The organism is Paenibacillus sp. J22FR5 (assembly GCF_059691975.1).
Genome location: NZ_JCAUAN010000008.1, coordinates 52,271 through 66,670 on the forward strand (window position 1 = coordinate 52,271; position 14,400 = coordinate 66,670).

At 39.9% G+C, this 14,400-nt stretch carries 16 protein-coding genes; all 16 read left to right on the forward strand.

What is annotated here, in order from left to right; all coding sequences use genetic code 11:
* Positions 1–10 precede the first annotated feature (10 nt).
* From AC58P7_RS13410 to AC58P7_RS13485, 16 genes are read left to right on the forward strand one after another with little or no spacing between them, the layout of a single operon-like run.
* On the forward strand, positions 11–373 hold the full coding sequence (locus AC58P7_RS13410; RefSeq protein WP_028558282.1) for a response regulator: 363 nt from the start codon (positions 11–13) through the stop codon (positions 371–373).
* Between the two features lie 48 nt (positions 374–421).
* Positions 422–1,054, forward strand: a complete 633-nt coding sequence (locus AC58P7_RS13415; RefSeq protein WP_497343524.1) for a flagellar biosynthetic protein FliO — start codon at positions 422–424, stop codon at positions 1,052–1,054.
* Positions 1,051–1,824, forward strand: a complete 774-nt coding sequence (gene fliP / locus AC58P7_RS13420; RefSeq protein ID WP_497343526.1) for a flagellar type III secretion system pore protein FliP — start codon at positions 1,051–1,053, stop codon at positions 1,822–1,824. The genes AC58P7_RS13415 and fliP overlap by 4 nt, the downstream gene beginning before the upstream one ends.
* A gap of 25 nt (positions 1,825–1,849) precedes the next feature.
* Complete coding sequence (fliQ, locus tag AC58P7_RS13425) at positions 1,850–2,119, forward strand: flagellar biosynthesis protein FliQ (RefSeq protein WP_028558285.1); 270 nt, start codon at positions 1,850–1,852, stop codon at positions 2,117–2,119.
* A 12-nt stretch (positions 2,120–2,131) separates the two neighbouring features.
* Positions 2,132–2,929, forward strand: a complete 798-nt coding sequence (gene fliR, locus AC58P7_RS13430) for a flagellar biosynthetic protein FliR (protein ID WP_497343528.1) — start codon at positions 2,132–2,134, stop codon at positions 2,927–2,929.
* Positions 2,930–2,942: 13 nt separating this feature from the next.
* On the forward strand, positions 2,943–4,037 hold the full coding sequence (gene flhB, locus AC58P7_RS13435) for a flagellar biosynthesis protein FlhB (RefSeq protein ID WP_497343530.1): 1,095 nt from the start codon (positions 2,943–2,945) through the stop codon (positions 4,035–4,037).
* Positions 4,038–4,058: 21 nt separating this feature from the next.
* On the forward strand, positions 4,059–6,092 hold the full coding sequence (gene flhA, locus AC58P7_RS13440; protein ID WP_497343532.1) for a flagellar biosynthesis protein FlhA: 2,034 nt from the start codon (positions 4,059–4,061) through the stop codon (positions 6,090–6,092).
* Positions 6,089–7,390 carry a flagellar biosynthesis GTPase FlhF gene (flhF, locus tag AC58P7_RS13445; RefSeq protein ID WP_497343534.1) on the forward strand — a complete coding sequence of 434 codons (1,302 nt, stop codon included), beginning with the start codon at positions 6,089–6,091 and terminating at the stop codon, positions 7,388–7,390. The genes flhA and flhF overlap by 4 nt, the downstream gene beginning before the upstream one ends.
* On the forward strand, positions 7,387–8,256 hold the full coding sequence (locus AC58P7_RS13450) for a MinD/ParA family protein (RefSeq protein ID WP_497343536.1): 870 nt from the start codon (positions 7,387–7,389) through the stop codon (positions 8,254–8,256). Before flhF ends, AC58P7_RS13450 begins: the two co-directional genes overlap by 4 nt.
* A gap of 47 nt (positions 8,257–8,303) precedes the next feature.
* A complete protein-coding gene (locus AC58P7_RS13455; RefSeq protein ID WP_497343538.1) occupies positions 8,304–9,434 on the forward strand; it encodes a protein-glutamate methylesterase/protein-glutamine glutaminase in 1,131 nt (376 codons plus the stop codon).
* Between the two features lie 44 nt (positions 9,435–9,478).
* Positions 9,479–11,545 carry a chemotaxis protein CheW gene (locus AC58P7_RS13460; RefSeq protein ID WP_497343540.1) on the forward strand — a complete coding sequence of 689 codons (2,067 nt, stop codon included), beginning with the start codon at positions 9,479–9,481 and terminating at the stop codon, positions 11,543–11,545.
* 27 nt (positions 11,546–11,572) lie between these two features.
* The gene (locus tag AC58P7_RS13465; RefSeq protein WP_497264153.1) at positions 11,573–12,034 is read left to right on the forward strand and encodes a chemotaxis protein CheW; all 462 of its coding nucleotides are present in this window, start codon (positions 11,573–11,575) and stop codon (positions 12,032–12,034) included.
* Positions 12,035–12,037: 3 nt separating this feature from the next.
* A complete protein-coding gene (locus AC58P7_RS13470) occupies positions 12,038–12,658 on the forward strand; it encodes a chemotaxis protein CheC (protein ID WP_497343542.1) in 621 nt (206 codons plus the stop codon).
* On the forward strand, positions 12,655–13,149 hold the full coding sequence (locus tag AC58P7_RS13475; protein ID WP_497343544.1) for a chemotaxis protein CheD: 495 nt from the start codon (positions 12,655–12,657) through the stop codon (positions 13,147–13,149). The genes AC58P7_RS13470 and AC58P7_RS13475 overlap by 4 nt, the downstream gene beginning before the upstream one ends.
* The gene (locus AC58P7_RS13480) at positions 13,149–13,580 is read left to right on the forward strand and encodes a hypothetical protein (protein ID WP_497343545.1); all 432 of its coding nucleotides are present in this window, start codon (positions 13,149–13,151) and stop codon (positions 13,578–13,580) included. Before AC58P7_RS13475 ends, AC58P7_RS13480 begins: the two co-directional genes overlap by 1 nt.
* A 19-nt stretch (positions 13,581–13,599) precedes the next feature.
* Complete coding sequence (locus tag AC58P7_RS13485) at positions 13,600–14,388, forward strand: FliA/WhiG family RNA polymerase sigma factor (RefSeq protein WP_497343547.1); 789 nt, start codon at positions 13,600–13,602, stop codon at positions 14,386–14,388.
* Positions 14,389–14,400 lie beyond the last annotated feature (12 nt).

Consider the following 14,400-nt stretch of genomic DNA (forward strand, 5'->3'; position numbering starts at 1 on the left):
GATATTTTCAATGGCTAACCGTATTCTAATTGTGGATGATGCAGCTTTTATGAGAATGATGATTCGTGATATTTTGTCAAAAAATGGGTACGAAGTATGTGGCGAGGCGAATGATGGAGCGCAAGCTATCGAAAAATATAAAGAGCTGAAGCCTGATCTTATTACAATGGATATCACAATGCCAGAAATGGATGGTATTCAAGCTTTAAAAGAAATTAAAAAAATTGAACCGAATGCAAAAGTAATTATGTGTTCTGCGATGGGACAACAAGCCATGGTTATTGATGCCATTCAAGCAGGGGCGAAAGACTTCATCGTGAAGCCATTCCAAGCTGACCGCGTTATCGAAGCTATCAAAAAGACTCTAGGTTAAACCGTACGAATTCGGTTGAGTCTTACATAAACCGAAAGGGTTGTTCTTATGAAAAGACGTCAATTGAATAAAGCCTTTTTAAGCATACTTAGTATGATCACCATGTTCTATACAAACAGTGCTGTGTATGCTGAAACAGAGCCGAATCAAGAGACTCCAATCTCAGATTATCCGGGTTCAATGGGTTCAATGGACTCATTTTTTATGGTCGCAAAGGTTATTTTTGTCCTCGTATTAATTATCATTCTTTTTTATGTATTGATGAGGTATGTGGCGAAAAAAAATAAAGGTACTATGTTTGGGAACTCAATTCGCTCCTTAGGTGGAGTTCCCCTTGGTCAAAATAAGTCCATACAGATTGTTGAAATTGGACATTCGCTCTTCATAGTTGGCGTTGGTGAGAACATTCAACTGTTGGATAAAATCATTGACGCCGATGAAGTAGCTTATATTTCGGAACTTTTACAATCATCTCAAGATGATCGAATGGGTTTCGGCGCAATAAGCAAATGGATTAACAAACTGCCTATAAGAAAGAATGATGTAGAAGAGGAAGTCGAGCTAACATCCTCGTTTCAACAAGTGTTTCATGAAAAATTACAGCGTGTAACAGATCGTAATAAGCATGTAGAAGAATGGCTGTCTGATCAAAAACAAACAGATCGGTTGAATGAAGAATGAAAAGAAATAAATTAGTTGGAATACTGCTACTTGTCGTGATATCCATTTTCCTGATATCTTTAACCGCTTCTGCAGCCGAAACAGATGTTACGAATCCGATTCCAGGATTAAATGTCAATATAGGTACTAGCACAGCAACTGGAGGATCGGCCAATACGGTAACTCTTCTTCTGTTGCTAACCGTGCTTAGTTTAGCTCCTTCTTTTCTTATATTAATGACGAGTTTCACAAGAATTGTCATTGTGCTGGGTTTTGTTCGAACGTCATTAGGAACTCAACAAATGCCACCTAATCAGGTTTTAATCGGACTCGCTCTGTTTTTAACCTTTTTTATTATGTCTCCAACTTTGGGGGAAGTTAATCAAACAGCACTTCAGCCGTATTTGAAGGGTGAAATCAATCAAACGCAGGCTTTTCAGACTGCGTCACTACCCATGAAAAAGTTTATGTTTAAACATACACGACAGAAGGATTTAAAGCTGTTTCTAGACTATTCCAAAGCTAAAGCGCCTACAGGTGTTGAAGACATACCAATCACGTCATTAGTGCCCGCTTATGCAATTAGTGAATTAAAATCTGCATTCCAAATGGGATTCATGATATTTATTCCGTTTTTGGTTATAGATATGGTTGTATCGAGTACATTAATGGCCATGGGAATGATGATGCTCCCGCCCGTGATGATTTCACTCCCATTTAAAATCCTTCTTTTTGTTCTTGTAGACGGTTGGTATCTTGTGGTGAGATCGTTACTTTTAAGCTACGGTTAATGACCAAGATATCGGAGGGATCTAGATGGGATCGGAATTTGTAATACGAATTGCTGGTGAAGCTGTATATACCGTTCTTAAGGCTAGTGCGCCAATGCTACTTATTGGGTTAATCGTTGGTCTTGCCATTAGTATTTTTCAAGCAACAACACAGATCCAAGAGCAAACGCTTGCTTTTGTTCCGAAAATAGTTGCTGTGTTACTGTCAATTCTTATCTTCGGATCATGGATTATGAATACACTGGTTGACTTCACCTTTAATCTACTCAACAATCTTTACAAATTCGTTGGATAGGTTGTGAGTGAAATGCCATTAATTATTCAATCCATCCCTATTTTTCTGCTTATCTTTTGTCGAATTACATCATTCTTTGTCGTAGTTCCCATCCTTTCTTCGAGAAATGTTCCCATGATGTTTAAAGTGGGACTGTCGGTGTTCATTTCGCTAATCATTTTCGCAACGTTGGGAATGGACAAGTCTATCCCAATTGATGGCGTATACGTGCTTTTAATTATCCGCGAAATGTTAATTGGCGTGTTGTTAGGTTTTCTCGCGTATTTGTTTTTCACTGTTGTTCAAACAGCGGGATCTTTTATGGATATGCAAATTGGATTTAGTATGGCGAGTGTTATTGATCCATTATCAGGAACCTCATCGCCAATGCTAGGGAATCTGAAATATATGATTGCTGTTCTGCTGTTTCTGTCTTTTGACGGTCATCATTTCTTAATCAGGGCCATCATTGATAGTTACAAATGGGTTCCGATCGATAACGAATTATTTAGCCGCATTTATGACGGCCAAATTTCAGATTTTTTATTTAAATCGCTGTCCAAAATGTTTTATCTCTCATTCCAACTGGCAGCCCCTATTGTTGCTGCCTTATTTTTAACAGATTTAGGGTTAGGCCTCTTAACAAGGGTTGCGCCGCAGTTCAATATTTTTGTCATTGGCGCACCATTGAAAATGATTCTTGGATTTTTTCTACTTGTTATCGTGTTTCCCGAGTTAATTTCACAATTCCAGCAATTATTCGGAACCATTTTTGATTACATGGAAAAAATGCTTCAAATTATTGGAGGAACTGAGCAGACATCACCATAGTAGGAGGAAAACCGTGTCCCAACAACTTCGGTTACAGCTAGATTTACAATGTTTTGCTGGGGAAAAAACGGAGTCTGCTACTGCGAAAAAAAGACAGGATGCCAGAAAAAAGGGTCAAGTTGCTAAAAGTATGGACTTGCCCGCGGCTTCCATCTTACTTTTTTCATTCGTGGCTTTTATGATGTTTGGTTCTTATATGAAAGGTAAACTCATTCATATCTTTCGAAATGTATATGAGAATCAACTGGGTATGGACCTTACGATTGGGAATGTGAAAGTGTTGTTCGTGGATTTAGCACAACAAGGCTTACTAATTATGGCTCCTATTTTCATTTTAGTACTCCTCATCGCCTTTATAGCGAATTATGCACAAATCGGATTTATGTTTATTGGCGATCCTTTAATGATGAAGTTTGATAAGATTAATCCGATTAGTGGCTTTAAACGGATCTTTTCCTTGCGTACGGTGATGGACTTTCTAAAGTCGACGATGAAAATGCTCATTATTGGATATGCCGTTTACACGACTCTAATGGGGCAGAAAGATAGGCTTCTTGGTTTAGGACATACGCCTTTGGAAAGCACTTTCACATTTGTTGCCTCGGTTACTTTAAACTTAGGAATAAAAATCGGTGCGATTTTAATCGTGTTGGCTATTTTTGATTATATCTATCAGAAGTACGAACATGAGAAAAGCCTCAAAATGTCCAAACAAGACATTAAAGATGAATATAAGAAAAGCGAAGGCGATCCTCTTATCAAAGGGAAGATCCGCGCCAAACAACGTCAAATGGCCATGCAACGAATGATGCAGGAAGTTCCTAAGGCCGATGTCATCATAACAAACCCAACTCACTTCGCAGTTGCGCTTAAGTACGATTCGAAAAATATGCAGGCTCCTACAGTAATTGCAAAAGGAGCAGATTACGTAGCTTTGAAAATTAAAGAAGTCGCCAAACAGAATGGCGTTATGACGATGGAAAATAAGCCGCTTGCTCGAGCGATTTTTGCACAGGTGGAAATTGGTGATGCGATTCCAGCAGACCTATTCCAGGCTGTGGCAGAAGTACTAGCGTATGTATATAAGATGAAGGGTAAGACGAATTAGCGTAGAGGGAGGTGCAATCTGATGAAAATCAAAGATTTATTAGTTCTAGTAGGTATCATAGGCATCGTTTTGATGATGATTGTACCTGTTCCGATCCCTTTGCTGGACTTTTTACTTATTATTAATATTTCGATTGCTTTAATGATCATCTTGGTCGCAATGAATACGCAAGAAGCGCTTCAGTTTTCAATTTTTCCTTCCTTACTCTTGATTACAACCCTCTTTAGGCTAGCCTTAAACGTATCGACAACGCGTAATATTTTAGCGCACGCTGAAGCAGGCGACGTGGTCAGAACTTTTGGTTCATTCGTAGCTCAAGGCAATATCGTAGTGGGATTCGTCGTGTTTCTTATCCTTGTCTTAGTTCAGTTTATTGTCATTACCAAAGGTTCTGAGCGCGTGGCCGAGGTTGCAGCTAGATTTACCCTAGATGCAATGCCAGGTAAGCAAATGAGTATTGATGCTGATTTGAATGCAGGCATGATCAATGAGGTTCAAGCTAGAGAACGAAGACAAAAGATTGAACGTGAGGCTGATTTCTATGGTGCTATGGATGGTGCCAGTAAATTCGTAAAAGGTGATGCGATTGCGGGTATCATTATCCTTGTCATTAATCTCATCGGTGGTTTTATCATTGGGATGACTATGAAAGGTATGGATTTTTCTGAAGCTCTCCAAACTTTTTCGATTTTAACTATCGGAGATGGTTTGGTAAGCCAAATTCCAGCTCTACTGATATCAACTGCTGCGGGTATCATTGTTACCAGAGCATCGTCTGAAGGAAACTTAGGTCACGACATTACGAGACAATTAACTTCTCAACCAAAGTTATTGTATATTGTTGCTGGAACATTAGTGGTTTTGGGCCTATTTACACCTATTCATTGGTTTACTACTTTCCCAATTGCTGGTTTATTGGTTTTCGCAGCATTCAAAATGCAAAAGAATTTGGAACGCGAAGCTATTAAAGAAGAGCAAAAGGTAGAAGAACAACACATTGAAGAAGTGCGAAGTCCGGAAAGTGTTATTTCATTACTTCAAGTGGATCCAATTGAATTTGAATTTGGTTATGGTCTTATCCCTCTTGCAGATACGCAGCAGGGCGGCGATTTATTAGACCGTATTATCTTAATTCGTAGACAATGTGCCTTGGAGCTTGGCGTTGTAGTTCCCGTTATAAGAATTCGTGACAATATCCAATTGAGACCAAATGAGTATATCATCAAAATTAAAGGCAATACCGTTGCCCGCGGCGAACTACTCCTTAATCACTATCTAGCTATGAGCCCAGGTATTGATGACGATTCCATTTCAGGAATCGAAACTACGGAACCTGCATTTGGTTTGCCGGCAATATGGATCGATGAAATGAACAAAGAACGAGCTGAGATGTCTGGGTATACAGTTGTTGATCCACCTTCTGTTGTTGCAACACATCTGACTGAAATTATTAAGAAACATATTCATGAGCTTCTGGGTCGTCAGGAAACGAAGGCACTTATCGAAAATGTAAGGGAATCTTACCCAGCACTTGTTGATGATCTAATTCCTTCGGTATTGTCGGTCGGGGATATACAGAAAGTACTGTCGAAACTGCTACGCGAGAAGATCTCTGTCCGAGATCTTGTCACAATACTAGAAACTCTCGCAGATTATGGAACGTATACGAAAGATCCGGAGATATTAACGGAGTATGTGAGACAGTCATTGTCCCGTCAAATCACTCAGCAGTTTACATCGCAGGGGGATTCTCTGAAAGTTATCACGGTTGGTCCATCTGTCGAGAAGAAAATTGCTGATTCCGTACAACAATCTGATCAAGGAAGTTATTTGGCTCTAGATCCTTCTTCGTCACAAATCATTTATCATCGTGTAACGGAACAGGTAACGAAATTAATCCAATCTGGGCAACAACCCGTCATTTTAACTTCTCCAACAATACGGATGTATGTTAGACAGCTTTTAGAGAGAACCCTACAAGATATTCCTGTCCTTTCTTACAGTGAATTAGAGCCTAGCGTTGAAATCCAAAGCATGGGGGTAGTCAATTTATGAGAGTAAAAAGATATGTTGTTGATTCCATGCCAGACGCTTTGCAAAAAATACGGACGGATTTAGGTAAGGATGCTGTTATCCTTAATACGAAGGAAATTCGCACTGGCGGTTTTCTAGGTATGTTTGGAAAGAAAAAGATCGAAGTCATTGCAGCCATCGATGGAGCAAATGCGAAGCCAACCGCACCTCCGCAAAGGGTAGCTCCTCAGCTTTCACAGCAGCCCAAAGTAAATAATCCGGTGCCTCCTCTTAAAACTAATTCATACCAATCAGACTTTCCAGATGTACCTGACGTATTTGCTGCAACCGCAGTGAAGAGTGAGCCAGTGACGATTAGTGCAGTATCAGAGAAGACGATGAATCCTGCGCAACATCAAGCCTATTCTCCAGCATCTGTTCAGACTTCAGCAAGAGCCTCGGTGAAAGATGAGCAATTGATGGATGAACTCAAACAAATGAAAGAAATGATGAAAAAGCTGACACAAGTTTCTGATGAAGGCAAGCTTCCAGAAGCCTTGCAAAAGCTCGAGCAACGACTGTATGACCAAGAGGTGAATCCAACCCTCGTTCGTCAAATCATGGACGAGGTCATGGCGGATTTTCAACTCGCGGATGAGCCAGTGACTGAAGAGTCAGCTCACCAGTTTGTTCGCTCAAAGCTTGGTCAGATTTTCCAATCAGATCAAAGCAAGCATATATCTGCACAGACACGTGTTGTTCATTTTGTGGGTCCAACAGGTGTTGGTAAAACCACAACGATAGCCAAACTAGCCGCGGAGCAAGTTTTGAAATATCATCGGAAAGTCGGATTTATTACTTCAGACACCTATCGAATTGCTGCGATTGAGCAGTTAAAAACATATGCGACAATATTAAATGTACCACTTGAAGTCGTGTTTTCTCCGCAAGATTTGACGAAAGCTTTTCAAAATTTAGCAGAATGTGACATCATTTTTATGGATACGGCCGGGCGTAATTTCCGAAACGAAATGTATGTATCGGAATTGAATTCATTGCTGAAAACGCAAGGAAATAGTGAAACCATTCTCGTTCTTAGCTTAACGACCAAATATCGTGATTTGCGTGCGATAACAAATAACTTCAGTAAGTTTAAGTTGGATAAAGTTCTATTTACCAAAATGGACGAAACAGATTCCTACGGAGCCATTTTGAATGTTGTTCATGAGTTTTCTCTTAAGCTTTCGTATGTGACAACTGGGCAAAGTGTACCCGATGATATTGCGGAAATGAATGAGTGGCAAATCATTGATTTGTTATTGGAGGAGCCTAGAACATGAAAGATCAAGCAGAAGGGTTGCGGAATCTGGTTCAGACGCAGAGTGATAAAGGCACAAGAACAACCAGGATTATTACCGTAACCAGTGGAAAAGGTGGCGTAGGTAAATCCAATTTTACGCTAAACTTTGCTTTATCATTACAATCTCTAGGTTATAAGGTTCTTGTCTTCGATGCCGATATTGGGTTAGCTAATATCGATGTATTGATGGGAGTATCCTCAACGTACAGTCTATATCACCTTTTAAAAAAGGACAAAACGATCTGGGAAATCATCCAAAAAGGCACCAATGATATAGAATTTATAGCGGGTGGTTCTGGCTTTAATGACTTGCTTCGACTAAGTGAAGAAGAGTTAGATTATTTTGCTGAGCAAGTCATGCAGCTAAACGGCTATGTGGATTTCATTATTTTTGACACAGGAGCTGGCTTATCTAAAGAAACGCTTAAATTTATTCTTGCTGCTGAAGAAGCGATTGTTGTTACTACGCCTGAACCAACATCGATTACCGATGCCTATGCCATTATCAAGATGGTGAATTCTATGGGTCACGATGTGTCCTTTAAGCTAGTCATTAATCGTGTTACGGATGAGCGTGAAGGTAGGCAGACTGCTGACAAAATTTCTTTAGTAGCCAAACAGTTTTTGAATATTCATATACCTACTTTAGGGTTTGTAGATGATGATCCTGTTGTTTCTAAAGCTGTGAAAAGGCAAATTCCTTTCTCGATTGCTTATCCATATTCCACGGCAACCAAAAGTATCAAGACACTCACGGATAACTATATAAAAGGATATCGGGTGATAGAAACACCTTCTACGGGTGTCAAGAGCTTTTTAAATAAAATGTTGAAACTTTTGAAATAGGATTTTTGAAAATCGTGTCGAATAAGCAGATAGAGGAGGGAAGCAGCATGGCAATATATAACATTCTTGTCGTAGATGACTCCGTCTTTATGCGAAAAATAGTAAGTGATTTGATTTCTGAAAATCCTCAATTCAAGATCATCGGTACTGCAAAAAATGGGCAAGAAGCGATTGAACAAGTTAAGCTGCTTCGACCGGATGCTGTGACGATGGATATCGAAATGCCTGTAATGAATGGATTGGATGCGCTTAAACACATCATGGAAGAGCAACCAACCCCAATCATCATGCTAAGCTCTTTAACGCAAGAGGGAGCCGCTGAGACGATTAAAGCTTTGGAGTTGGGAGCAGTTGACTTTATACGAAAGCCATCGGGATCCATCTCTCTGGATTTGTATAAAGTTAAACTATTGCTTCATGAGAAACTGCATATGGCAGTTCGTTCGAAAATGAATGTCACCCAGCCAGTTCATGCACAGTCACCATTAGCAAAGATCAATCCATTGACTCTGAGATCTAAAATAGACAAAGAGAATCTAAAACAGCAGGATTTCATTGTTCCGGTTCCGGTTAGCCAAGCTTCTACGCATTTTAACCATGTAGTTGCCATAGGCACTTCAACTGGTGGTCCACGTGCTTTACATCAGGTTATTTCCAATATTCCTGCAGGGTTCCCAGCTCCAATTTTAATTGTTCAGCATATGCCACCCAATTTTACCAAATCGCTAGCCCAACGTTTGAATGATATTTCTCAAATTAGGGTTGTCGAAGCGGCAGATGGTGAGGTCCTTCAAACAGCTACAGCTTATGTGGCTCCAGGAGGCTGGCATATGGTAATCTACAAAGATCCGAACCGGACGTACAAAATTCGATTAACGAAAGATGAACCTGTTTCTGGTCATCGACCATCGGTTGATGTGATGTTCGAATCCTTACTTGGTATGAGTGAATTAAAGCGACATGTTGTTTTAATGACTGGGATGGGAAGTGATGGGGCCAAAGGCATGCTATCACTGAAACAATCAGGTGCAACAACAACAATTGCCGAAGCCGAAGAAACTTGTGTCGTATATGGGATGCCTAGAGCGGCTGTTGAAAATCAAGCAGCGATGCATGTTTTACCTCAACAGGATATTGCAGTTCGTTTATCTAAATGCGTACTGAATGAAATGAACTGAAGTAAAAATAGGGTACTGGTTGATTCTATTGGAGGTGTGTGGTAGTGGAACTTAGTCAATATTTATCGATGTTTATCGATGAATCAAAAGAGCATTTGCAATCATTGAATGAAAATCTTTTAAATTTAGAAAGTAGTCCCAAAGACGTTAGTATTGTACATAATATTTTTCGTTCGGCTCATACGTTAAAAGGGATGTCTGCAACAATGGGATTCGAGGACATCGCGGCACTTACACATGAAATGGAAAATGTACTTGATCTCGTACGAAATAGTAAAATTGAAATGGATTCCTACATTTTTGATTGTATTTTTAAAAGTCTAGACTCCTTGGAATCCATGGTGGAAGATATTATTCAAGGTGGGACAGGAAAAGCGGATGTTTCTCCAATTGTTGTTGCTCTGAGATCCATCGTGACAGGTGATTACAAAAAAGCACAAACTACTACAACAGCTGTTGCTGTTAAAGAACCGTCCAAGGGCATTGAAGTGGATGAGTTTCAATATTCCATTCTTCAACAGTCTATTGATTCAGGCTTCCTAGTATTCTATGTAGAAGTCAGTGTCAACGAAAACTGTGTTTTGAAAGCAGCGCGTGCTTACATGGTATTCGATGCGATGGAAAGAATGGGCGAGATCATTAAATCAACACCATCTGTACAAGAAATTGAGCAAGAGAAGTTTGATCGCTCGTTCTCACTCTACTTTATTTCAAAGGTAGATCAAGCAACACTAGAGAAAGAGATTTTGAATGTTTCTGAGATTGCTTCTGCCGTTATTATAACTGTAGATATAGAATCACTTGCTGAATTGTCTCGTCCTTCTTCGGAGATAGAATCAGCTCGTCAAGAAATCGCAGCGGCTGTTGTTGCAACTGAAAATACGTCTGATGTAGCTGCACCAAAAACTACCGAGTCCGTTGTAACTGCTGCTAAACCTGCTGCAGGTGGAGCGCCTGTTGCTAGTCGCACAATTCGTGTAGATATTGAGCGTTTAGACACGCTTATGAATTTGTTCAGTGAGCTTCTTATTGACCGTGTTCGACTAGAGCAGCTTGCGAGTGAAGTAAAACGGAATGATTTGACGGAAACCGTTGAGCACATGTCACGCGTTAGCAGCGATTTGCAAAATATCGTTTTGAAGCTCCGTATGGTTCCAGTAGATTCGGTATTCAATAGATTCCCACGTATGATCAGAGATTTGGCGAAGTCGCTGGATAAGAAAGTGGATTTAGTGATTACTGGTGCTGAAACGGAATTAGACCGTACTGTCATTGATGAAATCGGCGATCCGCTTGTCCATTTATTACGTAATGCCGTAGATCACGGAATAGAGTCGATCAGTGAGCGGGTCGCTGTAGGCAAACCTGAGCAAGGTACTATTCAGCTTCGTGCATTCCATAGTGGAAACCACGTTTTCATTGAGATCGAAGAAGATGGTAAAGGTATTTACCGTGAGAAGGTTCTGAAGACTGCTTTGAAGAATGGTCTCGTTACAGCTGAGCAAGCTGCTAAACTAACTGACCATGAAGTTTACAACTTACTGTTCGCATCGGGCTTCAGTACAGCTGAGAAAATTTCTGATATATCAGGGCGCGGTGTAGGATTAGATGTGGTTAAAACCAAGATTCAAATGCTTGGTGGACACGTACAAGTTGATTCCAAACCTGGGTTCGGAAGTAAATTCTCTGTTCAATTACCGCTTACACTCTCAATTATTTCTGCGATGTTAGTGCGTCTGGGCAGTGAGAAATATGCCATTCCGTTGTCTTCCATTGTTGAAACTTCAGCTATTCAGAAGTCGCAGATCCGTAATATTCAAGGAACAAAAATGATTGATTATCGCAAAGCGGTTATTCCATTAGTGTCAGTTAGCTCCTTGTTCCAGGTTCCTGATTTCAATGAGGATTTGGAGGAAGAAACGGAAATTGTAGTTGTCCGTAAAGGTGACAAGCAAGTCGCATTAATGGTAGATGAATTTATTGGTCAGCAAGAAATCGTTTTAAAAACATTAGGCAAGTATTTGACTGGAATTTTCGCAATTTCTGGGGCAACCATTCTTGGGGATGGACAAGTTGCATTGATCATTGATCCTAATGCTTTGATTAAATAAACCATATTCGTTAAGGAGGATTTCATAATGGGAGAAGAAAAAAAGGTAATTGTCTTCGCACTTGGATCGGAAGAGTATGGTGTTGAGGTTGAGAAGGTTAGAACAATTGAAAGAATGCAGCCAATGACACGTGTGCCAAAAGCACCTGAATTTATTAAAGGTGTTATAAATTTACGTGGCGTTGTTATTCCTATTATTGATCTACGTGCTAGATTTGGACTTGAAGAGGTAACAAGCACGGATGCAACTCGTATCATTATCGTTTCTGCTGCTGACTTTGAAGTTGGACTGATTGTAGATTCAGCGAATGATGTTATTGATGTAGATACGGATAACATTAATACACCGCCAGAAGTTGTTGGCGGCATTAAAGCGAAATACTTGGATGGTATCGCGCGTGTTGGCGATAATCGTTTGTTGGTACTACTTAACTTAGAGCAAGTCTTGAATCGCAGTGAAATTCAGCAACTAGAAAGATTCGAGGAATAGCTTGTGGACGTTTTTAGCCGACTTGAGGATTTTCAATTAGATGTGCTTAAAGAAGTAGGAAACATTGGCGCAGGGCATGCAGCAACTGCGCTTTCGACCTTACTTGATAAGCCTATTGATATGCTAGTTCCTAAAGTAAGAATGCTGCCTTTCGAAGAAATTTGCGAGAGTGTTGGTGGTGCTGAGACCGCTGTCTTAGCCATCTTCTTACGAGTTGAAGGGGATGCACCAGGTAATATGTTCTTCATCCTTGACTTGGATGCTGCCAAAAATATGCTTCGGGATTTAGTTGGATTATCTCTTCCTGACCAAGAAGAATATTCAGAGCTTGAATTATCTGCCCTGAATGAAATTGGCAATATCCTTGCTGGGTCTTATTTATCTTCACTCGCTGATTTTACAAATCTAAATATGCAGCCGACGGTTCCAGCGCTGGCGATCGACATGGCTGGTGCAATTTTAAGCTATGGTTTATTGCAATTTGGTCAAATGGGGGATCAAGCTCTTCTCATTGATACTAAATTTTTGGAAGGGGAGAATGAAGTGCAAGGACACTTTTTCTTAATCCCTGATCCGGAATCGTTTGGTAAAATCTTTTCGGCATTAGGGGTAGTCTCTCCATGACGCAAGAAAACTTAATAAAAGTTGGTATGGCTGATTTGAATGTTGCTCATCAAACAGGTGTGTTGAAGACAACAGGATTGGGATCGTGTGTTGGTGTTACTCTTTATGACAGTCGAGCAAAAGTAGCTGGAATGGCACATGTTATGTTGCCTTCTTCTGAAATTGCACGCGAAGGATCTTTGAATATAGCGAAGTATGCAGATACGGCAATCCCTGAGCTTATTTCAAGAATGGAAAAGCTAGGTGCCAACCTTAGCAAACTAGAGGCTAAGCTTGCTGGCGGTGCTCAAATGTTTGCATTTGCAGGAAATAATGATACGATGAGAATCGGACCGAGGAATGTAGAATCTTGTAAAGAAATGTTGAATCGTTACAAGATTCCAATTCTTGCTGAAGATACGGGAGCTAACTATGGTCGTACGATTGAGTTTTTTAGTACGACTGGTATCTTATTGATCCGCAGTGTTCAATTGGGAGTAAAGGAAATTTGATGATGATTGGAACTATTCGAATAAATGTCATCGTAGCTTCGTTAGCTTGTATTTTTACATTTGCATTATCGATTGGCAATAATTTATTCCTATCTTCCTGCCTTAAAAGTGGGTACAGTTTTCTAATTTTATTCATCGTAGCATTTGGTTTTAGATGGGTGCTCGGGATATTAATTGGATCTGTTTCTCCACTTGAGGATTCTTCTCATGAGAACGCCTCATCCGCTGTAGGTCAGAACCTAGATTTGACTACACCTGATGAGGATGAGGTAACTCGAGAAATGCTAAAGTCGAACCACACAAACAATAATAAAGACACACTTTCAAATGAAATGCAATTTTCACCATTGAATCCACCTAAGCTAGTCACCAAGAATAATTTGGACCCTGAACAACTGGCGGGTGCCTTGAGGCGAATGTCTGAAGATTAAGGATGGTGAATCTTAAATCATGATCGATCAAAAGCAAGATCAATTAGCAAATATTGAATTGTGGAAACAGTGGAAGGAACAAGGCATAATGGCTGCGAGACAAGCCTTAATTGAGGGCTATTTGCCTTTAGTCGAGTATGTTTCAGGACGATTAGCTATTGGACTTCCCAAAAGTGTTTCGAAAGATGACTTATCCAGCTTTGGTGTGATGGGATTAATAGATGCCATTGAGAAGTTTGATTATGCGCGAGGTCTACAATTTGAAACGTATGCTTCTTGGAGAATCCGCGGCTCTATTATTGATGGTTTACGGCAAGGGGACTGGGTTCCAAGATCCGTAAGGGAAAAGGCCAAAAAAGTAGAAGAAGCTTATCAAAAGTTGGAGCAGCAGTATCTTCGATCCGTTACAGATGTGGAGATAAGCACTTATTTGCAAATAAGTGAACAAGATTTCCAGCAAATGCTTCAGGACATTTCCATTACTACAATTTGTTCTATTGATGATCCCATTCGTGAAGAAGATTCGGAAACACGTCTTTCCCTCATTGTTGATGAGAAAGCCAAAAATCCTGAATTTCAAGTGAATGAGTTTTATCTTAAAGAATCATTAGCGAAAGCGATTGATCGATTGACAGAAAAAGAGAGAACGGTTGTTTCCCTATTTTATTTCGAAGAATTATCCTTAAGTGAAATTGCTGAGGTTATGTGTTTATCCCCATCACGAATTTCACAGCTGCATTCTAAAGCAATATTAAGACTTAAAGGTGTACTTGGACGATTTAAAAATCAACTTTTTCAAGATAATTAAACTTATTTTGAA